The organism is Arthrobacter sp. CAN_A2 (genome assembly GCF_015752045.1).
Lineage (GTDB): Bacteria > Actinomycetota > Actinomycetes > Actinomycetales > Micrococcaceae > Arthrobacter_D.
In genome coordinates this window covers 57,867-79,333 of record NZ_JADOUS010000006.1, presented here as the reverse complement: position 1 = coordinate 79,333, position 21,467 = coordinate 57,867, and the positions used below count along the sequence as shown (strand labels likewise).

At 68.5% G+C, this 21,467-nt stretch carries 22 protein-coding genes; 7 read left to right on the top strand and 15 right to left on the bottom strand.

What is annotated here, in order from left to right:
- The first annotated feature begins 1 nt into the window (after position 1).
- Positions 2-2,251, top strand: coding sequence for a heavy metal translocating P-type ATPase (locus IWX63_RS09285; RefSeq protein ID WP_199277888.1), 2,250 nt, complete (start codon positions 2-4; stop codon positions 2,249-2,251).
- Positions 2,252-2,294: 43 nt separating this feature from the next.
- Here IWX63_RS09285 and IWX63_RS09280 read toward each other — a convergent pair whose 3' ends face one another.
- The 3 genes from IWX63_RS09280 to IWX63_RS09270 form a co-directional block, all read right to left on the bottom strand.
- On the bottom strand, positions 2,295-3,737 hold the full coding sequence (locus IWX63_RS09280; RefSeq protein WP_199277887.1) for an MFS transporter: 1,443 nt from the start codon (positions 3,735-3,737) through the stop codon (positions 2,295-2,297).
- A 68-nt stretch (positions 3,738-3,805) separates the two neighbouring features.
- Positions 3,806-4,576 (bottom strand): hypothetical protein, encoded by a 771-nt coding sequence (locus IWX63_RS09275; RefSeq protein WP_334685761.1) that lies wholly within the window; start codon positions 4,574-4,576, stop codon positions 3,806-3,808.
- A 98-nt stretch (positions 4,577-4,674) separates the two neighbouring features.
- The gene (locus IWX63_RS09270; RefSeq protein ID WP_199277886.1) at positions 4,675-5,649 is read right to left on the bottom strand and encodes an EamA family transporter; all 975 of its coding nucleotides are present in this window, start codon (positions 5,647-5,649) and stop codon (positions 4,675-4,677) included.
- A gap of 88 nt (positions 5,650-5,737) precedes the next feature.
- Between IWX63_RS09270 and IWX63_RS09265 the strand changes: the two genes are divergently transcribed.
- Positions 5,738-6,283, top strand: a complete 546-nt coding sequence (locus tag IWX63_RS09265; RefSeq protein ID WP_199277885.1) for a CGNR zinc finger domain-containing protein — start codon at positions 5,738-5,740, stop codon at positions 6,281-6,283.
- Between the two features lie 49 nt (positions 6,284-6,332).
- On the opposite strand, the gene IWX63_RS09260 is transcribed toward IWX63_RS09265, so the two are convergent.
- From IWX63_RS09260 to IWX63_RS09245, 4 genes are all read right to left on the bottom strand, one after another.
- Positions 6,333-7,892 carry an AAA family ATPase gene (locus IWX63_RS09260; protein WP_199277884.1) on the bottom strand — a complete coding sequence of 520 codons (1,560 nt, stop codon included), beginning with the start codon at positions 7,890-7,892 and terminating at the stop codon, positions 6,333-6,335.
- Between the two features lie 47 nt (positions 7,893-7,939).
- Positions 7,940-8,347 carry a hypothetical protein gene (locus IWX63_RS09255; protein WP_334685760.1) on the bottom strand — a complete coding sequence of 136 codons (408 nt, stop codon included), beginning with the start codon at positions 8,345-8,347 and terminating at the stop codon, positions 7,940-7,942.
- A 46-nt stretch (positions 8,348-8,393) separates the two neighbouring features.
- Complete coding sequence (locus tag IWX63_RS09250; protein WP_199277882.1) at positions 8,394-9,005, bottom strand: DUF308 domain-containing protein; 612 nt, start codon at positions 9,003-9,005, stop codon at positions 8,394-8,396.
- Between the two features lie 412 nt (positions 9,006-9,417).
- On the bottom strand, positions 9,418-9,630 hold the full coding sequence (locus IWX63_RS09245; protein ID WP_334685759.1) for a helix-hairpin-helix domain-containing protein: 213 nt from the start codon (positions 9,628-9,630) through the stop codon (positions 9,418-9,420).
- Positions 9,631-9,803: 173 nt separating this feature from the next.
- On the opposite strand from IWX63_RS09245, the gene IWX63_RS09240 reads away from it, so the two are divergent.
- Positions 9,804-10,757, top strand: coding sequence for a manganese catalase family protein (locus IWX63_RS09240; protein ID WP_199277880.1), 954 nt, complete (start codon positions 9,804-9,806; stop codon positions 10,755-10,757).
- A 150-nt stretch (positions 10,758-10,907) separates the two neighbouring features.
- Here the strand turns inward: IWX63_RS09240 and IWX63_RS09235 are convergent, their stop codons facing one another.
- From IWX63_RS09235 to IWX63_RS09220, 4 genes are all read right to left on the bottom strand, one after another.
- The gene (locus tag IWX63_RS09235) at positions 10,908-11,603 is read right to left on the bottom strand and encodes a hypothetical protein (RefSeq protein WP_199277879.1); all 696 of its coding nucleotides are present in this window, start codon (positions 11,601-11,603) and stop codon (positions 10,908-10,910) included.
- 96 nt (positions 11,604-11,699) lie between these two features.
- Positions 11,700-12,569 carry a GAF domain-containing protein gene (locus IWX63_RS09230; protein ID WP_199277878.1) on the bottom strand — a complete coding sequence of 290 codons (870 nt, stop codon included), beginning with the start codon at positions 12,567-12,569 and terminating at the stop codon, positions 11,700-11,702.
- Between the two features lie 146 nt (positions 12,570-12,715).
- Positions 12,716-13,342, bottom strand: a complete 627-nt coding sequence (locus tag IWX63_RS09225) for a response regulator (RefSeq protein ID WP_199277877.1) — start codon at positions 13,340-13,342, stop codon at positions 12,716-12,718.
- Complete coding sequence (locus tag IWX63_RS09220) at positions 13,339-14,526, bottom strand: sensor histidine kinase (RefSeq protein ID WP_199277876.1); 1,188 nt, start codon at positions 14,524-14,526, stop codon at positions 13,339-13,341. The genes IWX63_RS09225 and IWX63_RS09220 overlap by 4 nt, the downstream gene beginning before the upstream one ends.
- A 166-nt stretch (positions 14,527-14,692) precedes the next feature.
- Here IWX63_RS09220 and IWX63_RS09215 point away from each other — a divergent pair, with 166 nt between their 5' ends.
- Both IWX63_RS09215 and IWX63_RS09210 read left to right on the top strand, forming a co-directional pair.
- Positions 14,693-15,772, top strand: coding sequence for an ABC transporter permease (locus tag IWX63_RS09215; protein ID WP_199277875.1), 1,080 nt, complete (start codon positions 14,693-14,695; stop codon positions 15,770-15,772).
- Positions 15,769-16,539: an ABC transporter ATP-binding protein gene (locus IWX63_RS09210; RefSeq protein ID WP_199277874.1), complete on the top strand. Its 771-nt coding sequence runs from the start codon at positions 15,769-15,771 to the stop codon at positions 16,537-16,539. The genes IWX63_RS09215 and IWX63_RS09210 overlap by 4 nt, the downstream gene beginning before the upstream one ends.
- Here IWX63_RS09210 and IWX63_RS09205 read toward each other — a convergent pair.
- Both IWX63_RS09205 and IWX63_RS09200 read right to left on the bottom strand, forming a co-directional pair.
- Positions 16,514-17,224 (bottom strand): ANTAR domain-containing protein, encoded by a 711-nt coding sequence (locus IWX63_RS09205; RefSeq protein ID WP_199277873.1) that lies wholly within the window; start codon positions 17,222-17,224, stop codon positions 16,514-16,516. The two genes, IWX63_RS09210 and IWX63_RS09205, sit on opposite strands and share 26 nt — an antisense overlap.
- A 64-nt stretch (positions 17,225-17,288) precedes the next feature.
- Positions 17,289-17,939: a GAF and ANTAR domain-containing protein gene (locus tag IWX63_RS09200; RefSeq protein WP_334685758.1), complete on the bottom strand. Its 651-nt coding sequence runs from the start codon at positions 17,937-17,939 to the stop codon at positions 17,289-17,291.
- 406 nt (positions 17,940-18,345) lie between these two features.
- On the opposite strand from IWX63_RS09200, the gene IWX63_RS09195 reads away from it, so the two are divergent.
- The gene (locus tag IWX63_RS09195) at positions 18,346-18,627 is read left to right on the top strand and encodes a LuxR C-terminal-related transcriptional regulator (protein WP_199277872.1); all 282 of its coding nucleotides are present in this window, start codon (positions 18,346-18,348) and stop codon (positions 18,625-18,627) included.
- A 20-nt stretch (positions 18,628-18,647) separates the two neighbouring features.
- On the opposite strand, the gene IWX63_RS09190 is transcribed toward IWX63_RS09195, so the two are convergent.
- Positions 18,648-19,130: a MarR family winged helix-turn-helix transcriptional regulator gene (locus tag IWX63_RS09190; RefSeq protein WP_334685791.1), complete on the bottom strand. Its 483-nt coding sequence runs from the start codon at positions 19,128-19,130 to the stop codon at positions 18,648-18,650.
- A gap of 63 nt (positions 19,131-19,193) precedes the next feature.
- Positions 19,194-19,754, bottom strand: a complete 561-nt coding sequence (locus tag IWX63_RS09185) for a hypothetical protein (RefSeq protein ID WP_199277871.1) — start codon at positions 19,752-19,754, stop codon at positions 19,194-19,196.
- Between the two features lie 375 nt (positions 19,755-20,129).
- Between IWX63_RS09185 and IWX63_RS09180 the strand changes: the two genes are divergently transcribed.
- Positions 20,130-21,467, top strand: coding sequence for a DUF2254 domain-containing protein (locus IWX63_RS09180; protein WP_199277870.1), 1,338 nt, complete (start codon positions 20,130-20,132; stop codon positions 21,465-21,467).

Sequence of the window (21,467 nt, the reverse complement as noted above, 5' to 3'; positions counted from 1 at the left end):
GATGGCCGCCCAGCAGGCCCCGGTGCAGGGTACGGAGCAGGAGCACCGCGTCGTCGAACTCTCGATCCAGGGCATGACCTGCGCGTCGTGCGTCGGCCGGGTGGAGCGGAAGCTCGGCAAGCTCGACGGCGTCGAGGCCAGCGTCAACCTGCCGCTGGAGAGCGCCGTCGTCCGGGTGCCGGCCACTGTCAGCGACCAGGACCTGATCGACACCGTGGTGGCGACCGGTTACGGCGCCCGCGTCGTGCACCCCGAACACCCGGACGACGGCGGCCACGACCACACGCCGTCGCTCCTCGGGGCGCGCCTGGTCCTCGCTGCCGTCCTGGCCGTGCCGGTGCTGCTGATCTCGATGGTGCCCGGTCTCCAGTTCCCGAACTGGGGCTGGGTGGTCTTCGGGCTGTCCCTGCCGGTGGTGACGTGGTCCGCGTGGCCGTTCCACCGTGCGGCGGCCATCAATGCGCGCCACCTGTCCTCCACCATGGACACGCTCGTCTCCATCGGCGTCACCGCGGCCTTCCTGTTCTCGGCCGGGCAGTTGTTCGCCGATCCCGCCCTCACCCAGCATGCCGGCATGGCGGGCATGGACATGACGGAGCACTCCCACTACTTCGAGGTGGCCGCCGTCGTCGTCACCTTCCTCCTGCTCGGCCGCTTCCTCGAGGCGTCGGCGAAGCAGCGCGCCGGCGACGCCCTGAAATCCCTGCTGAGCCTCGGCGCAAAGGAGGCCCGCGTGCTGCGTACCGTCGACGGCGAGCGCACCGAGGTCACGCTGCCCGCCGATGCGCTGATCCCCGGGGACGCGTTCGTCGTCCGCCCGGGCGAGAAGATCGCGACCGACGGCACGGTCACGGAGGGCCACAGCGCCGTGGACACCGCCCTGCTGACCGGCGAGAGCATGCCCGTCGAGGTGGGCCCCGGCGACACCGTGACGGGTGCGACCATCAACACGTCCGGCCGGCTCGTGGTGCGGGCGACGCGCGTGGGCTCCGACACCGTGCTGTCCCAGATGGGCCGCCTCGTCAGCCAGGCACAGAGCGGGAAGGCCCGCATCGCGCGCCTCGCCGACCGCATCAGCGCGGTCTTCGTCCCCGTGGTCCTCGTGCTCGCGGTCCTGACCTTCGTGCTGTGGCTCGTGCTGGTCGGGGACCTCGACGCGGCCTTCACGGCGTCCGTGACCGTGCTGGTGATCGCCTGCCCGTGCGCCCTCGGCCTCGCCACGCCCACCGCACTCCTGACCGGCACCGGCCGCGGCGCCCAGCTGGGTATCCTCATCCGCGGCCCCCAGGTCCTCGAGGACACCCGCACCGTGGACACCATCGTGCTGGACAAGACCGGCACCGTCACCACGGGCACCATGTCCGTGGACGACGTCGTCCCGCTCGCCGCCGTTCCGGCACCCGACCTGCTGCGCCTCGCGGGCGCCGTGGAGGCCGCGAGCGAGCACCCCATCGCGCAGGCCATCGCGGAGCACGCCGCCGCCGCCGGGCGGCTGCCCGTGGCCCACGACTTCTCGAGCGCGCCCGGGGGCGGCGTGCGCGGGGAGGTCGACGGCGTCGTCGTCACCGTGGGGCGGGCCGGCTGGCTGGAGCGCAACGGGATCCGGCCCGACGAGGGACAGACGGCCACGTTCACGGCCGCGGAGGACGCCGGGAGGACAGCCATCTGGGTGGCGATCGGCGACGACGTCGCAGGCCTCATCACGCTCTCCGACACCGTCAAGGACGGCTCGGCAGCGGCGATCGCGCGGCTGCGCCGCCTCGGGCTGCGGCCCGTCCTGCTCACCGGCGACAACCGGGCCGTCGCCCTGCAGGTGGCCGCCGTCGTCGGGATCGACGCCGCCGATGTCCGCGCCGGGGTCACCCCCGAGGGCAAGGTGGACGCCATCCGGGAACTGCAGGCCGCCGGGGCGACCGTGGCCATGGCGGGCGACGGCGTCAACGACGCCGCGGCGCTCGCGCAGGCGGACCTCGGCATCGCCATGGGGTCGGGCACGGACGTCGCGATCGAGGCAGCGGACCTCACCGTGATGGGGAACAGCCTGGAGCAGGTGGCGCAGGCCATCGAACTGTCCCGCCGCACCCTCGGCACCATCAAGGGGAACCTGTTCTGGGCGTTCTTCTACAACGCGGTCGGCATCCCCGTCGCCGCACTCGGCCTGCTCAATCCGATGCTGGCGGGAGCGGCGATGGCGGCCAGTTCGGTGCTCGTGGTGGCGAACTCGCTGCGGCTGCGGAGCTTCGGACGGTAGCCGCCCCGGGCCCGGCTGGTTGCGGCCCGGCAGGACCTCGCGGTCACTGTGCCGGCGCGGCCGCCGGGGCCTCCGCGCCGGCGTAGGACGCCGACACGCGACGATAGACCGGCGCGAGGAAGGCCAGGACGGCGGCCGCGATCGTGGCGATCCCCGCCACCAGGAACATGAGCGCGATGCCGCGGGAGGCGCCCTCCCCGAGCAGCGGGGCCAACCGGGCGGCGCCCTCCGTCGACCGCGCGTACGGGATGATCCAGAACTGCGCGATCGGCGCGATGACGAAGGCGGTGACCGGTGCCGCCGCGGACTCGAACGCCATGGCGAAGCCGAAGACGCGCCCCTGCCGGGGCAGGGGTACCACCCGCTGGATGACGGTCTGTTCGGCCGCCTCGACGAACGGCACCAGGACCGCATAGAGCCAGATGCCGACGATGTACAGCCACGCCCATGCCCGGAGCGTGAACACCGCCCCGACGACCCCCATCACGATCACCGCGATGAGCATGGTGCGCAGGGGGTTCGAGCCGAGGCCGAACCTGCCGATCAGGGCGCCGCCCACGATGAACCCGGTGGCACCGAGGGCGAAGAGGATCCCCCACTGCTCCACGGTGAACAGTTCGAGGCCGTACGGATCCAGCAACGCCGTGTAGACGCCGGCCACGAAGTTGTTGAACGTGGAGAACAGGATGAGCGCGAACAGCCCCGAGATGGCGAGGACCGTGGCGAGGGAACCGCGCAGGTCGAACCCGCCCCGTGCATCCGTGGCCGCCGCGCGCGCCTCCTCGGGCATGCGCAGCGTGAGCAGGTGCGCGAAGGTGAGGGCCGTCAGCACCAGGGCGACAGCGATCGTCCAGCCCATGCCGATCAGCCCGATCGACAGCCCGGAGAGCACCGACGTGATGACGAACATCAGCCCCTGGACCATGCCGACCAGTCCGTTGGCGTTGGCTCTCCGGTCCGGTTCGATGAGGATGGTCACGGTCGTGGACAGCGCGATGTTACGCAGGTTCTCCACGACGCCACCGACGAGGATGATCAGGGTGAAGACCCAGAACCACGGCCGTTGCAGGTCCAGGAGACTGGCGGCGGGCGTCACCAGGAACATGACGCCGGCCAGCACGAACATCACCAGGGTGAAGCCGGCCGCGACGCGCATGACGGAGAGCTTGCGGTAGCGGTCCACGAAGGTGCCGAAGCTGATGCTGGACAGGGCGATCAGCAGCATGTACACGCCGCCGATCACGCCGGTGGCGATCACGTTGCGCGTCTCCAGGTAGGCCCAGAACGTCAAGGCGAACCAGAGGTAGCTGGTGGTGATGTTCGCGAGCCCGGTGTTCACCAGGATGCCGAGGAAGGTGCGGCTGCGCTCCGTCGCACTGCGGGGGGACGGAGCCTGCAGCGAGCGACCGGCCGTGTCCTCGCGAGGTACCGCACCGCCCTGGGGAACCGCAGCGACCCCCGGAGGGGCCGGCTCCTGCCCGGTCATGCGCACCAGTGTACTGGGGGTCGGCGCTCGCCTCAAGGGTGTCTGAGGGCCGCACGCCACCTACCCGGTCAGGTGCCGCCGCGCAGCACGTCGACGTGCACGTGGTCGAGATGACGCAGGATCTCGTTGCCCGGATCAGGCGCGTCGTAGTCGCCCCACTGTGCCCTGGAACTGTGGGCGCTCCAGAAGCGGTCATCGAAGATCACGTACTGGATATCCAGGTCCTCGGCGTGGGCGACGAGCCAGTGGGCCACCAGCCATCCGGCGCGTCGGTTCTCCTCCGTCACGGGACGGAAGAAGACATCGACGGCCCGGCCGTCGTAGTGCGTGGACTCCGCCCCGTGTCCCTGTCCCACCCCTCCCGGGACGAACCCGCCCAGGCTCTGGTCACCGAAGACCTCGCCCATGGCCTCGCGGACCGTCTGGGCGCGAGGCGTCAGGCCGGTGGCCGTCAGCTCCTGGACCTGGAGGTCGTCGGCAGCCGAGCCGCGGCAGGCCAGACCGGGCCCGGCATCCCCGGCCGGTCCCTCCGCCACCCGCTGCAGGACCGCCGCATCGATCCCGGCCGTGTCCGGGGCCGGCAATCCGCGGGCCCTGAGCGCCACCGCCGTCGTCGCCTGCTTCGCCTCGGTCCGGGTGAGTCCGACCTCCCCCTCGGACGTCCCCACCGTGCACTCCGAAGTCCCGAGCACCGGGCCGCCCGCGGCCCGCAGGCCACTCAGCAGACCGGGGCCGAGGAGCACGAGCGTGGAGGCGAGCACGCCGATCAGGAGAAGACCCAGGAGCAGCCGATCCGGCCGGCTCCGGTGCCCTCGGTCTTGCCCGGTGACGCTGTTCACGTGGTGCGTGTCCTCCCGTTGGATGGCAGCGCCCGGAAGAGACGGCACTGCTGAAGGTTCAACCGATCACGGGAGGGCGGAAGTTCCCGTCCCCGATCTCACGGGCGCGGCAACGGCTCCACGGGATCGGGCTGGTCGAGCGCCTCCTCGAGGTCGCCGTCGGGCGCGGACCGCAGTTCGTCCACCCTGACGCACACGACGCCGGCCACGATCAGCAGCCCGCCGAGCAGCTGGACGGGACCGGGCAGCTCGCCGAGGATCAGCCAGGCCGCGAGCACCGCGAACATCACCTCGGTGAGGGCCACGAAACTCGCCACCTTCGAGCCGAGGCGCCGCGCGGCGAGGATGCCCGTCACGTAGGCGGCGACCGTCGCGACGAGGACGAGGACGGCCACCGGGACGATCCAGCTGTAGGTGCCTCCGGCCAGGCGCACGTCCGAGAACACGAACCGGAACGGCATGATGTTCGTCAGGCCGAGGACCAGGATGGTGCCGGCCGCCACCACCATGCCCCCGCCGGCCATCACGATCGGCGGCAGTGTCTCGTCCACCCGCGCAGACATCAGGAAGAACACCACGAGGCAGACGGCGGCGGCGAGACCGAACAGCACGCCGACGGGATCGAGCCGGGCGTCGCCCGCCAGGTCGAGGACCAGCAGCAGCCCGAGGATCGCGGTCACGGACCCGATGATCGTCAGCGCGTTCGGGGCCGTCCGCGAGCGCAGCCAGAGGAACCCCACGAGCAGGACGGGTGCCAGGTACTCGAGCAGCAGGGACACTCCCACGGACATGCGCTGCACGGCGTTGAAGTAGAAGAGCTGGCAGAGGGCGATCGCCGTCGTCCCGTAGATCGCGATCGTCAGCGCGTTGCCCCGCAGGGTGGACCAGCGGCCGCGCAGGGCGATCAGCACCGGGACGAGCAGCACGACGGCGGCGCCCCCGATGCGCAGCCCGACGGCGGCGCCGGGGCTCCAGCCGATCTCGAGCAGGGACTTCGCGAACGGACCCGAGACGCCGAAGGTCGCGGCCGAGACGAGCGCTATCCATAGACCGGCGGTAGGGCGCAGGGTCACGGCCTCTCCCTTCGGATCGATGCTTGGTGTCAGGGGTGACAAGTGGCTATGGTCGTGACATTAGATCAGCGCGATGTCAGGAGTCAACATGTCTTTCACCTATGACACGGAGGTGGCACTCTCGACCGTGGCGGCGCTGATCAACACCGGGAAGGATCCTCTCGACCCCCTGGCGACGCCCGAGGGGCTCGACCGCTTCCTCGCTGAGCAGCGCTTCAGCGGCTCCCGCACCCACACCGACGCCGAACTGCGGTCCGTCCGCGCGCTGCGCACCGAACTCGAGGTGATCTGGTTCGCGGAGGAGGACGACGCCGTCGGGCTCGTCAATGCGATCCTCCGCCGGGCGAACGCACTCCCGCAGCTGGTCCGCCACGACGAGTGGGACTGGCATCTCCACGCCACCGGGCCGGAAGCTCCACTCGAGGCGCGGATGGCGACCGAGGCGGCCATGGCCCTCGCCGACGTCATCCGGGCGCATGAACTGGACCGCCTGCACTCCTGCGCGGCCGAGGACTGCGACGACGTGGTGCTCGACCTCACCCGCAACCGCTCGAAGCGCTTCTGCGACACCGGCAACTGCGCGAATCGGACGCACGTGAAGGCGTACCGCGCCAGGAAGGCCCGGAGCGCCTGACCGGGGTTCCTCGCCGGACGGTCATCTCCCCGTTTTCACGTCCCAGCCGTCACGCCCGGCCCTCGCCGCCGCCGATGCCGCCGATGTCCTCGACGCCGTCATCCGGGAACCCGTCCTCCGAGTAGCCGCCGTCGGCGAAGCCCGGGCCCTGCACCGGGGAGTGATCGGCTGCGGAGATCGCCGATCCCGGGCCCCACCCGAACGACGCCGTGCCGGGCTCCGCGGCCCCGGCCTCCGACTCCGGGCCGCTGCTGCCGAGCAGGCTCCGGGTCAGGGACGCGTCATCGGCCATCAGCTCGTCCACCGCGGCGAGCAGATGCGCGTCCGCGACGGGGACGTCCTGCAGCGCGGCCGCGAGGACGGCCCGGCGCACCAGCTCCCGCGTGAAGGACGCCGTGGTTCCGGCGGTGCTGCCCGCGGCGGATCCGATGGCGTCCGCACCGAAGGGCAGGTCCCGCGCGTAGAGCCGCAACAGGTCGGCCCGTTCGTGCTCGGCCGGGAGGGGCACCTCGACGGCGAGGTCGACGCGCCCGGGCCGCTGCGCGAGCGCCCGTTCCAGCATGTCCACGCGGTTCGTGGTCAGGACGAACGTGACGTCGGCGTCGTCGTCGAGCCCGTCCATCGCATCGAGCACCTCGAACAGGAGGGGCTGCGGCCCGTGGCCGAAGCTGCGATCCTCGGCGATGAGGTCGCAGTCCTCGAGGACGACGATCGACGGCTGCAACGCGCGCGCCATCCGCGCCGCCTCCGCGATGTGCGCGAGGGTTCCGCCGGACAGGAGGATCGCCGTGGTGCCCTCGCTTGCGCTCAGCAGGTATCGGACCGTGTGGGTCTTGCCGGTGCCCGGCGGACCGTACAGCAGGATGCCGCGCTTGAGATGCTGGCCGGCCGCGACGAGCGCCTCCCGGTGTGACGCGATGCCGAGCGCGTGCTCGCTGACGCGTTCCAGCAGGCCGCCGGGAAGGATGACGTCCGCAGCCTCCAGCGTGGGCCGACGATGGAAGGTGACGCCCGCGGCGCTCGGTCCGAAGTCCTCGGTGGTCAGCGACAGGACCTGCCCCTTCATCACGCTCTCGCGCTGCATCCGCCGTCGGAACTCCGCCAGGAGACCGGCGACGACGTCGGCATCCGAGCACAGGACCTCAAGGGACGCGACCTGCCGGCCGAAGCGCGGCTCGGCCTGGCGCTGCAGGAGGGCGAGTGGAACGCCGCCGCGGTGGAACAGGTGGAGGCCGAGCGCGATCGCCTGCCGTTGCTCGTCCGGGCCGACGGGCAGGTTTACGTAGTCCGGCTGCGACAGCGGGAAGTTCGGGTACAGCTCGGACTGCTGGATCATGTCGCCGAGGGACATGTGGTGCCGCTGGTCACCGCCGCCTATCCCCACGCACCGCCCCTTCCGGGCCAGTGACGCGAGGATGATGTCGGCGTCCACGAAACGGTGGGCCGGGACGTCCTCGACCACCACAGGGAGGCTTCCCGGGTCCGCATCGAGGTGCGCGGCAAGGGTCTCGACGAGTTCCCTGCCGCGGGCGTGGTGCGGCTGCGCGTCCTGCGCGAGGCGCACCATCGTGCCGAAGTCCCTGATGAATGCCCGCAGATCGTCGCCCATGGGGGCAGGCTAACAGCGCCGTCAAGCAGGCGCGTGGGGCGCTTTCGTCAGGAGTCCTGGTTCGGCAGGCGCTCGCCGTAGCGGGGCTGGTCACCACGCTCGGGAGCAGCCGACGCCGGCGTGGACGGACCCTGCGCGGCGGGATCCTGCGCGGACGGACCCTTGGGGTCAGGCTTCGCCGAGGACCGGTTGACGCCGGATCCCTTGCTGAGGTGCTCGGCGTTCGGGGTCTCCGCCATCATGAGCATCGCGCAGATCACGAGGGAGACGATGAAGGCGATCCCTGCTGCGGTCAGGCCCAGATCGATGCGCAGCACCTTGGTTCCGCCGCCGGTGGCGAAGATCGACGTCGCGACTCCGGCCACCACGGCCAGGACTGCCGAGAAGACGAGGGGCGCCTTGATGCCGTGACGGAACCGTCCCTGGGTGGGTTTCCCCGGCTGGCGCTTGGCCACGGGCACTCCTTCCGGTGATGCGAATGTTCTACGAGGCGTAGAGCCTCTAGTTTACGGGGTCCGGCTCGCCGTGGGAGCCGGACCCCCGGGGTGCGCTGAGCGCTGAATCGTGCCGGTAGCTCAGGGCCGCGATGCCGAGCACGACGGCGGTGAGCAGCGCGCCGCCGCCCGTGACTCCCAGCAGCGCATGCGCGCCGAGCGGCTCGACGAACGGCAGGATGACGCCCGTGACGATGCTGACGACGCCGACGACGACGAGGTCCCGCGCCGCGGCGTGTCGACGGGCGGCGAGCCCGCGGACCAGCTCGGCGGATCCCGCCGCGACGAGCGCGACGGCGCCGGCGAATGCGAAGACGGTATCGGTCCGGAGGACGAGGCTTGCCAGACCGGCTCCGAGCAGCAGTCCACCGCCCATATCGGTGAGCACCCTCGACCCCGGACCCCAGTGCGCCATGCGGTGCGTCCAGAGATACGCGGCGCCGGTCAGCAGGAGATACAGTCCGCCGACGAGGGACAGCACGAGGGTGGAGGGTTCACGCCAGAAGATGGTCACGAAGCCGAACACCAAGCTGACGACGGCACGTACGAGGAACGGCTTCCACACCGTGAATTCGGCGAGGTCGGGGCCGGCGCCCGGGGCAGGCGGTGCTGCAGCCATCAAAGGCCTCTCTCGAAGAGTGCGGTGCCGGGCGATCTCCGGTGTGCCCAGTTTAGTCCGGCACAACGCCGACCCTCGGCCGGCACGGGCACCAGGACCCCGTACCAGTTCCCGCAGGGGATGAACACAGCTGATCCCGATGGGCCCGGGGGACGAGGCCGCTCATCAGGGGCGCATACTGGGCTTACCCCTAACGATGTCCCCGGATTCGTCCGCGGGACTCAGCCGGAACACACCGACGAGCCTCGTGCACGAACGTGGGAGTCCCTCCGGTCGTCAAGCAGCCGGCTACCGGAGGGGAATCGCAGCGTACCGCCCCCGTCGCAGGTGGCTGACGTGGGTGCCGTGGGCGCCTTCGTCCGCGACCTCCGTGGGCGCACCCGGACGCATTTCAGCTGATCAGGTCCTGCCGTCAGGTGCCCTCCTGCTCGGGATCGGTTCCGAGCCTGTGCTTCTCGTCGAGAGCCGCGCGGAGGAGCCGAACGGCTTTCGGGCCGACCCCATGAAGAGTCGCGAGCTCGCCGAAGTCGGCACCTTCCAGGTCGTCGACCGTGTGGATGCCGATCCGCGCCAGGGCCCTCACTGCCGGGGCGCCGACCTTCGGCAGAGGGATTGCCGTGCTCATCTCTTCATGGTCCATCCATTCCGACGGTCCGGGCACATCCGCCTGGCATCGATGTAGTCGCAGTCAGCCGTTCTTGGCAACCCCTGCGCCCGGAGGACGAGCGATGTTGTAGGGACGGCTCTTCTGGAGAAGTGTGAGAAGCGGTGGTGTGTCGCCGCCCCTTAGGAGGTCCCATGTTCTTCCACGTCCAGCAACTCATCAACGAGATCATTCCCGACGAGCCGGATCCCGCTGCGGCCAACGCCCTGCAGGAGGGCCTGGGCGGGCAGTTCGGCGAGATGCGCACCATGATGCAGTACCTGTTCCAGGCCATGAACTTCCGAGGTGCGGCGGCCAAGCCCTACCGCGACCTGATCCAGGGCATCGGCACCGAGGAGATCAGCCATGTCGAGCTGATCGGCACCACCATCTCCCGGCTCCTCGACGGCTCACCCCGCTACCAGGGCAAGATCGACGACCCGCTGGACACCCCCGGCGCCGGCGGGGCGATCCCCCTCGACCTCGCCCTGTCCGCGGGCAACATCCATCATTACCTCGTGGGCGCACAAGGCGCCCTGCCGGTGGACTCGGCCGGCAACCCGTGGAGCGGCAGCTATGTCTACAACTCGGGCAACCTCCCGCTGGACCTGCTGTACAACCTGATGCTCGAGGCCACCGGCCGCCTGCAGAAGTGCCGCATGTACGAGATGACGGACAACAAGACGGCGCGCTCCACGATCTCCTACCTGATCGTCCGCGACCAGGCCCACGAGAACGGGTACGCCAAGGCCCTCGAAACCCTCGGGGTGAACTGGAAGTCGCTGCTGCCCATCCCGAAGACCAACGCCGAGCAGTTCCCCGAGGTCAAGAAGCTCCTCGACCTCGGGCTGCAGAGCAAGCAGTACACCTTCGACCTCAAGGGCCAGTCGGAGGCCGGCAAGATCTACCAGGGCCTGTCGCCGTCGAAGGACGGCACCACCCTCGATGCCAGTGAGCAGGCACCCGAGGGCGTGCCGTCGGAGATCGCACCCGAGCGCCTGGAGGAGTTCGCGCCGGGGCTGGATCCCGAGTTGCTCCAGCTCATCCAGGACACCGCCGACATGGAGATGGCGGACATCGACGCCATGTTCGGCCCGGTCGGGAAGTAGCGCCCCCATCCCGGGACGCGTAGAAGGGGTGCCCGCAGCGGTGGGCGCCCCTTCGGTCCTCCGGGGGCGCCCAGGGCAGACCGCCCACTCTTCCCCGACGACCCATGACCGGCAGAGTCCGTCTCGGCACCGCCGAACACCACCTGCGCATCAGCGCTCGAAGTAGCCGGGCAACGGACGTTCGAGGAGGGCGCGCCGGTAGCGCCACGCCCCCCAGACCGCCAGCGTCACCGTGATCACGGCACAGAGAAGCTGCCACAGCCATCCATCCACAGGCCAGAAGACCCAGATCACAGTGAAGAGATACGCGGCGCCCAGGATGGTGGCCGAGAGGTAGAGGTTCACGCCCGGCTTCCAGCCGGCCCAGTAGGCGGGGATCAGGACGTCGGAGACGGGTGTCGACCGGACCGGTTGCAGCGACATCGCCACTCCATCAGGGCTCGGTCCGCCCATCACCGCATCGTCCATCGTCGAAAAGCTCAGCTTCTCACTCGAGAAGTCCTTGTTCAGTGCACGCGCAACGAACACCACGCTCAGCGCGGCCATTGCTCCGGTCGCAACGAGGAGCCACGCGAAGACGCCGCCCCATATGAGGGGCATCAGGACCAGGACGGCGATCAAGGCGAGGCCCTCCGCCGGATCGGCCAGCGCTCTCGCCAGACCGTCGCTCGCCCGCAGTGGTCCCATGTCCGAGAACGCGAGTGGCAGGGCGCCCAGCGACATCCCCGCCACGACGAGGAAGAGCACCAGCCAGACAACGGCGCACAGTGCATAGCCGAATGGCCTGGCCCACAGTGATGCGTCAGTGGGCGTGGACTGTTTCAGTGCTTTTCGGCGATGTGCCATTCTTCCCCCGTGAGTCCGGCGAGCTACCGCTCCGCACCCCAATAGAACCACGGCGTTGATCGACCATCGGACGGTAGCGGTGAAGCACCCTCGTTCCTAGGCGGTGTCGCCGACCCAGATCTCGATCTCGAGATCAAGCGCCATACGCTGGAGGTCCAGCGCGTCGTCGTCGCTGAAGGAGCGCGGGCGGTCATCGATGAGGCACAGCGTTCCGATCCGCCAGCCGTCGGCGGTCGTGATCGGGAAGCCGGCATAGAAGCGGACGTGAGGGCCGGCGACGACGAGCGGGTGATCACAGTACTCGGGATCGGTCCTGGCATCCGTGATGACCAGTACCCGGGAGGCTTCGATGGTGCGCGAACAGAGGGCGACGTCGCGTGGGAGGTCCTGCCCGATCGGGCCGACGACGGACTTGATGACCTGCCGGTCCTCGGTGATCAGGGCGATCGACGCAGAGCTCACCCCGAAATGCTCGCGGGCCCTCTTCGTGTAGCGGTCGAAACGGTCCTCCGCTCCTGTGTCCAGCAGTCCCGTCTCATGGAGGGCATGGCACCGCCGGTACTCGGCATCCTCATCCTGCTCTGCAGTGGCATCGATCTCCTCGCCATCGGCGGAGATCCCGTAGGGCGCCGTCGCCGCGGGCAGGTCGAACCTGTGCTCGTCGGGGTCCAGGACCAGCACACGGAGGTTGTCCCCGAAACCGGACCCGTCCGCGACCTCGTCGGTGCTGTAATGGGCTCCGTCCACCGGGAGATCGCAGTCATCGATCATCTCGTTGAACGCGTGCGCGACGAGATCCCGATCGAGGACCGGCAGGGTCCCCCCACCCTCGAGGTAGGAGATCACCTCGCGCACGTCGCGCTTGCCACCGAGGCTCGCGTAGGTGAGCCACACGGACGACGCATCGAAATTCGCCGTCCGTAGAGTCTGGACAGCCACCCACTGCTGCACGTCCTGGCTGATCATGATGCCGCTTCCTGGAACCCCATGTAGTGCCTGAATCAGCCCGACAGACGCCGACCCATCGATCACGTTACCTTGTGCAACTAATCCGCAGACATCACGCGCCCCCTCCCGTCCGCGGTGGACAAACGCGGAGCGATGGGGATGAGCTACCGGAGGATCCCTTTGGAGCGGGCGGTGGCGACGGCGCCTGTACGGGAGGTGACGTCGAGTTTGGAGAAGATGTGGGAGAGGTGGGATTTCACGGTGGGTTCGCTGATGTGGAGGATCGCAGCGATGTCACTGTTCGAGTGTCCTGTAGCCACACGCTGGAGCACCTCGATCTCGCGTGCGCTGAGACTGATGCCCGGCGCACGGAGGCGGTCGAGGAGCCGGGAGGTGATGATCGGAGCGAGGGCGCTCTCGCCGGCGGCCGCGGCCCTGACCGCTGCCACCAGTTCATGGGGCGGGGCGTCCTTGAGGAGGTAGCCGCTGGCGCCGGCCTCGACGGCGCCGAGGATGTCGGCGTCGGAGTCGTAGTTCGTCAGGACGAGAACGTAGGGGGCGGCTTCGAGGGATCTGATGCGCCGAGTGGCATCAGCGCCGGTGGACGTTGCCCGCGTACCGAACTGCAGGTCCATGAGTACGACGTCGGGACATTCGCGTTCGGCGGCACGGACGGCCTCGTCGGGAGTGGCCGCCTCGGCGATGACGCGGAGGTCGTCCTCGAGGCTGAACAGGGCGATCAGGCCTGCGCGCACGATGGGGTGGTCATCGGCGATGACGATCCTGATCACGCCGCGTCCTCACGTGGGAGTTCGACCGTGAGGGATGTCCCGTGCCCGGTGGCGGCATCGAGGAGGAGGGTGCCCCCGAGCTGTTGTACGCGTTCACGGGTGGACTGGAGCCCGAACGAGTCCGACGTGCGTGCGGTGTCCCGGGTGAGTTCCCCGGGGTCGAATCCGGTTCCGTCATCGACGACGGCGAACCGCAGGACACCGTCGTCGACAGCGAGGGTGATGGTGGCAGTAGTGGCGTTCGCGTGTTGCAGGACGTTCGCAATGGCTCCCTGGGCGATGCGCAGCAGCGCGGTCTGCAGGTGCATCGGCAGGACGACCGTGTCGGAGACGCGTACCCGGACGTCGAGTCCCTGTGTGGCCCACTGGGTGGTCGCGAGCCTGCGCAGGGCACCGCCCAGCCCGTCGTCGTCGAGGTCGGGTGGGGTCAGTTCACGGATGAACCGGCGCGTGTCGGCGAGGCCGGCGGCAGCGGTTTCGCGTGCCAACCGGACGTGTTCCATCCCTGGCCGGTCCGGATCCAGGCGTTCGGCCGCGTGGAGCAGCATCTGGATACTGGAGAGTCCCTGCGCCACGGTGTCGTGGATCTCCCGCGCCAGGCGGGCTCGTTCTGCGAGGACTCCTGCTTCGTGCTCGGTCGCCGCGAGCCGGCCCTGCGTCTCCAGCAGTTCCCGGACGAGCGCTTCCCGCTGCCCTGCCTCACGGGCAAGGGCCTGATAGCCGAGTCCGATCAGGAGGGCGACGCCCGCCCCGACGAAGGGACCGACGACACCGCCCACGGTCCACCCGCTGTGGATGCCCAGCGCGCCGACGGCGACGGACGTCGACACCACGATCGCCGCTGATCCCCACCACCGGCCCAGGAGATGGAGGTAGAGGAAGAACAGGGGGAAGACCAGGTACGCAGCGTCAGGGCCGAGCGCCAGCAGGATCAGCCACAGCACCGACAGCGCGCCCAACCAGGCGGACGCCCGCGCGTTCGGTATCGGGCGCGCAGGTCGAAGGACCACCGCACCCAGGCAGTACACCACTGCCAGGAGGACCGTCAGGACGACGACGACCCCACTGGCGTCGGTCGGGACGAGGACAGCCCGGGCGAGGACGACGGCGGCGAGGACGACGAACAGGGCGTGCAGGCCGGTACGCAGCCCCAGGAAGACCGGGGTCAGAGCAGTATGGGCCATGATCTGAATGCTACGCGTGCAACAGATCCGGCTCATCGTCCGAAAGTAGGATCGCGGATCCATTCCTTCGACCGGCAGGAAGCCATCTCGGGACCGATGAATGAACCGTCCTGCAGCGGCAGAGTTGAACCTGTCACCACTTCCGGTGACAGGAAAGGTAGACGCCATGTTCGTCGCGTTACGCGATCTCCGCTTCGCCCGGGGACGATTCGTCCTCATCGGGTCCGTTGTTGCACTCATCACCGTCCTCGTCGGCTTCCTCAGTGGCCTGACCGGGGGTCTGGCCACCCAGAACATCTCTGCCGTCCTCGCCCTCCCGGCGGACAGGATCGTGTTCTCGGCACCGGCCGGCACCCCGGGTGGTGCTGCTGAACCGTCGTTCTCCGACTCCACGATCACCGAGGAGCAGGCTCGCTCCTGGGCCGCCGCAGACGGTGTCGCCACAGCCCGGCCCGTGGGGATCAGCCAGACCCGCGCCGAGACCGGCGCTACCCGTGTGGCGGTAGCCGTGTTCGGGGTCCAACCGGACGTCGATCCCACCGCTCCCACCGACGACGGGCTGCTGTCACTGTCCGAATCAGCCGCGAAGGACCTCGAGGTGGTCGTCGGTGACAGCGTCACGATTGCGGGCACCCCGTACCTCGTGGAGTCGATCGACGGGGACGGCTGGTACAGCCATACCCCCGTGGTCCGCATGACCCTGCACGACTGGCAGTCCTACTCGGCAGCCACCGGCACTGCCGATGCCTACGCCACCGTCCTCACCGTGACCGGTGACCCGGACTGGGCCGCTGCCGACAGCGCCCAGGCCACGATCTCGAAGACCACTCTCGGCTCCCTCACCGCACTGGGCGCATTCCGGTCCGAGATCGGATCCCTCCTGCTGATGATCGGCATGCTGTTCGGCATTTCCGGATTGGTCATCGGGGCGTTCTTCACCGTCTGGACCATGCAGAGGAAGGCCGACGTCGCGGTCCTCAAGGCCCTCGGAGCCAGTACCCGATCCCTCATCACGGACGCCCTCGGCCAGGCTCTCATCGTGCTGTTCCTGGGTATCGGCATCGGACTGGGAGTAGTCGCGCTGCTGGGCGCTCTCGCAGGTTCAGCACTTCCCTTCCTCCTCAGCCCACTCACAACGGCCCTTCCGGGCATCATCATGGTCGTGCTCGGCCTGGCCGGGGCAGCATTCGCCCTGCGCTCCGTCACCTCCGCCGACCCGCTCACCGCCCTGGGAAGTAACCGATGATCCGCCTGGACAACATCACCCTGACCTTTCCCGACGGAGACAGCACCGTCACCGCCGTCGACGACGTGTCCCTCACCTGCCATCCCGGCACGGTCACCGGCATCACGGGCCCCAGCGGATCCGGGAAGTCCAGCCTCCTCGCGGTCGCGGCAACCCTCATGCGGCCGACCTCGGGGCAGGTCCTCATCAACGGCATCGACGCCACACGACTGACCCGGGACGAGGCAACCGAGCTACGGCGCACCAGCATCGGCATCGTGTTCCAGCAATCCAACCTCGTTCCGTCCCTCACCGCGCAGGAACAGCTCGTCGTCATGAACGAACTCGGAGGCAGACACAGCAGGACCAACCGTGCACAGGCCGCGGGTCGTGCCGCTGAACTCCTGGATGCAGTAGGCCTCGCCGACCATGCTGGCAAGCGCCCTCATCAGCTCTCCGGCGGGCAGCGCCAGCGCGTCAATATCGCGCGGGCACTCATGAACGATCCCAGCGTGCTCCTGGTCGATGAACCCACCAGCGCCCTCGACCAGGAACGCGGCGCCCACATCATCGAGCTCATCCTGCGTCTCACCGACACACTGAACACGTCCACGCTGCTCGTCACCCACGACCTCGTGCACCTGCCCAGCATGCACGGATCGGTCCACCTCGTCGACGGGCGCCTCGTGGACCCGTCCCTGACCGCGGAGGGCCCGTCTTCCCCCGACCGGTCCCGGGGAGCGGTCGGGCCGAGGGGGTGGTTCAGAGGAGCAGTGTCCGGTCGATGACTTTCTGGCTGGTGTCGTTCAGCGTCTGGTGAGTGGAGCGGGCATGATTGCGCAGGCGATTGAACGCCTCGTCCATGGTGACGGTGGAGATCTGGGCGATGACGCCCTTGGCCTGCTCGATCATGATCCTGCTGTTCAACGCCCTCTGCAGCTGATCATTGACGATCTGGCTCTCCCGGATCGTCCGCTCCTGCAAGAGGCTGATCGTGGCCACGGACGCCAGGGCCTGGGCGATCATGGCATCCTCCCGCGCCAGATCCCCGATCTCCGAACAGAACAGACCCATCGCACCGATGACCCGGTCATGGATCCGCAACGGAACCACATGCACCGACGCGAACCCCTGCCGGAGCGCAGCCTCCCGGAACGCCGGCCACTTACCGAGCGCAGCGATATCGGCGATCGACACGACCGCCCCGGAGTGATAACACTCGATGCACGGGCCCTCCCCCGCCTGCAAATGGAGGATCTCGACGAGCTCCGACTGTTCACTCGTCGACGCCACCACCTGCAAATCCCCCAGCGGGCTCGCCAGGAGGATGCCCACCTGATCGACCTGCAGAAGATCCACGCACTCCTCCGCGAGGGTATGCAGCAGATCCAGGACGTCGTAATCGGCGACCAGGGTATCGGCGAGCCGGACGAATGCGGTGCTGACTTTCTCGGGTCGTGATCGGGTCACCATTGCTCTGCCCTCCGGCACCGCTTCGTATCGTCGCCCTGATGGCGGGGATATAGAAGTACTTCCACTAGTGTTCCTCACCATCGGCACTATCGGACACAGCATCCGGCTCCCCCGAGAAGGTCAGCTTCCTGCCGATCACCGCCCGCGCCGCGTCCTCCAGGGACTGCTCATGCGCGAACGCGTGCGCCCGCAACAGCATCAGGGCCTCAGCGGCCGACACATCCGCCTGCACCAGGATCATCCCCGTGGCCTGGTGGATCTCCCGCCGCGCCAACGGCTCGGACTCCATCATCCCCGGACCGTGGCGGCCCTCGTCCAGGATCGAATGCATCAGCGACCACGACGCTTTACCCGTCAACGCCACCGCATGCAGGAGCTTCGACCGACTCAACGGCCCGGGACGGGTGTGATACAGCTCCACGACACCGATATTCACTGCACCGACAAGCATCGGCAGCACGAACACCGCCGCCGCCCCCGCATCCGCCAACGCAGTACCCAGCACGGGCCACGTCAGATGAGCCGCATGCGTATCCGGGACCATCACCGGCGCCCGGGTCCGCATCGCATCCCACCGCGGACCCTCCCCCACAGAGAACTGCGCCTCATCCAACGCGATCGCACGCTCATCCGTGGCACCCACCCGCGTCTCATTCGCGGTCCCCATGAAAATCGACATCGCAGCACCGGTCACCGGCAACTCCGTCAGGAACACCGCACACAAATCAGCACTACCCTCAACACTCAACACACCCAACCACCCGCCCCCGCGACGACAGAACACCGGACACAGGTAGGCAGGGCTGGGGATAGGGGTGCGTTCTGCATGGTGGCTCTCGGGTCGTTGGCTTCGGCCCTACGGCCGCAGGCATTCATCGCTCTGAAAGCCCTTCGGTGATCCGCCGATGGTCACTGAATTTCACCAAGAACTGACTCCACCATAGCCCGACCTCCGTTCGAAAGACCCAAATGTTCAAGACCCCAGCCCAGAGTCCCTCCAACCGCATCACCGCGTCCACCACCACACCCTAATTGACGGGCGGACGCGCATGACGGAGGGTTGAGGCTGGCACCCAGACCCCGGTGGCACTGGTATTCACCTGCCCCTGAGGAGTCGCGTCATGTTGCCTGCCTTCACTCCACGTCCCCTGTGGTCGGAACCCGGCTCGACGGGATCGGAGAGCGGTGCCCGGCACGAGCAATCCGTGCAGCACCGCGTTCTCACAGACCGGCAGGAGTCGATCGCGGCGATGATCGTCCGCGGCCTGACCTGCCAGGACATGTCCCGGGCGTTGCACCTGCCCCTTCGCACGATCGAGGGCCACGTCCACCTCATCATCGAAGCTCTGGGGCTCGACCGCCTCGAGGACCTCACGGAGAACGTGACCGGGTCCCGGCGATGACCGCCCGGCGGTCCTCGACGTCAGGGGAAACCGAGTCCGAGGACCGCGGGTAACGCTTCATCGGAGGGTTCTCCTGCCGCTTCAGCGAACGACTCCATGACGGTTCCCAGTTCGCGCCGGTCCTCGGCGGGCATCCTTGCGACGATCTCTGCGAGGGCTCCCCGGCGATGCGCCATGAGACCGGCCAGGAAGTGGGTCCCGGTGTCGGTGAGGCGGAGCTGGAGGAACCGCCGGTCGGTCGGGATTTCGCCGCGTTCGATCATCCTGGCGGCGACCAGACGGTCGCAGGTGCGGCTCGCATTGGAAGCATGCACCTTCAGATCCTCCGCCACAGACCCCAGGGTCTGGGGTCCCCTACTGGCAATGAGCACCAGAACCCGTAACTGGGCCGGGGTGACCTGCTGCTCCACGTCGGCCAGGGACGTCGCAACCACGGCAATCAGGGCGCGTGAAGCGCGCATCACCGCGTCGATCTCGCGGTCGGATGTCCCGTGATCGGTCATGGCCACCAGTATCCGTCGCCCCGCTTCATCGATGAAAGAGGACCAGGAGCAACCGCGGACCGGTTATTCGGGCAGGTATGGCTCGTAGGGGTCGAGAGTCCCGTCGACGACCGGGACCAGGAGCTCGACGTCACCCTCGTCAGTGGTCGCGGTGAGAGTCGTGCGAGCGCCGGGCGCGTCTCCGGCACTCTGCAGGAGGGTCTCATCCGTGTCCAGGCCGATGCTGCCGTCACCGGGGACGGTCAGCGTTGTCTCCTCGTCCTCATCGCTGATGGTGACCTCGATGGGCTGGTCGGTGTTGTTCTCCAAAGTACCCAGAAGCCTGGCTGGTCCCCCGTCTTCGGCGGCGACCAGCAGGACACTGCGCAGGTCCAGTGCTCCGACGCTTTTGTCATCGCCGACAGCCGTCGAGTTCCAGTTGTCCTCGCCGCCGGTGGCGCATCCTGTCAGGGCGATGAGACCGGCGACCAGGATGGCGGCGGACACGCCTGGCCGCCCTGCCGGAGGCTGGTGGTGCCGGTAGGTGGTCGAGCTCTGCTGGCGGCGCGGAAGCATGAAGGTTTCCTTTGCGGGATCGGGGGACGTGCGGAGATCGGTGTGCAGGTGCTGATGGGAGGTCGTCACCGTGTCCTCCGACCGGACCCTCGACGACGACATTCGGACGTCTTCGAGGATGCTTCGGACGACCCCGGGACCTGGGCCGTTCCTGTCCGTGTGGTCGGCCTTTCCGGGGTTGGGTGATGCCGCTCCCTCATAGACCGTAAGCATGCTTCTCACTGCGAGACAACCGGCGTTATGGCATCGTGACCCTTCTTCGGCTACCGTTGCGCAATCGCAACTACCCTGTTACCCCGCCGATCTCGGGGGTGGAACGGTCAGGATTGTGTGGTCGGGAACGCAGGTGGGCGGGTACTGCACCGGACACCACCGGTGACGGGCTGAGCGCACACGGAGAGGGGGGAGAACGGGACATGGCCTCCATGAACCAGACTGGGCAGCATGAACCTGGATAGAGAGTCCATACGGGAGTCCCTGCGTTCCCAGCTCTGGCCCGTGCCGCTCGCCGCGACGGTCATCGCTCTCGGGCTCGGACAGGCTCTCCCTTTCCTCGACGGGCAGTTCGACGACCGCATGCCGCCGGCAGTCTCGGGCGTCCTGTTCGGTGGAGGCCCTGAAGCTGCGCGGTCCCTGCTCGAGACGATCGCCGGCTCGACCATCACCGTGACGTCGCTGACCTTCTCCCTGACCGTCGTCACCTTGCAGCTCGCGAGCAGCCAGTTCTCCCCCCGGCTCCTGCGCACCTTCACGCGTGACCGTTTTGTCCACTGGACCCTCGCCCTGTTCCTGGCGACGTTCGTCTTCGCTCTCACCGTGCTTCGGAGCATCCGGGTGGAGACCAGCGCCGGCGACGCTTTCGTCCCGGAGATCGCCGTGACCACCGCGTTCGCCCTGTCGATCGCGACCGTCGTCGCACTGGTGCTCTTCCTGGCCCACCTTGCACGACAGATCCGCGTCGAGACCATGTTGCGGGACGTCCATCGGGAGGCCGAGGGCACCCTGGACCGGGTGTTCCCCGATCAGGGACCACGCACCCAGGAGGCACCGTCGCCGCGGACCACGCCGTCGCCGTTGAAGGCTCCGTCCTCCGGCTTCCTCATCCGGGTCAAGGACGCGGACCTCGTGGCAGCAGCCGTGGAACACGACGCCTTCATCGCCATGGATGCGGTACCCGGCACGTCGCTCGTGGCGGGGATACCCGTCGCGCAGCTGTGGAGCACGAATGGGACCCCGCTGTCCGGCGATCGGCTGACCGGCCTGGAGCAGGCAGCGTCCCGGGCGTTGAGGACGGGATTCGAACGCACGTCCACGCAGGATCCGTCCTTCGGCCTGCAACAACTCCTCGATGTGACCGACAAGGCGCTCTCACCCGGCATCAACGACCCCACGACCGCCGTCCATGCACTCAGCCACATCTCCGCGCTCCTCTGCTCCCTCACCACCAGGGATACAGGGCCGGCGACGCTCTGCGACGAAGCCGGGCAAGCGCGGGCCCGGCTGGTCTTCCCGACCTTCGCACAGCTGCTCGAGCTGGTCATGGACCAGGTCATCACCTACGCGTTCACGGACCCCCGGACGGCAAGCCGGACCATCGACATGCTCACCGAGATCACCCTCAGTGCGGGCTACGCCGAGAGCCTCGGCACGCATACCCGGACCCTCCGCGCCCAACTGGACCGCGCACGGATCGCCGTCGACGCATCACCACTCGACAGGACGATCAAGGAGCACCTCATGGAGCAGGTCGGTACCGCTGAAGGACTGCAGCAGCCAGGCTGA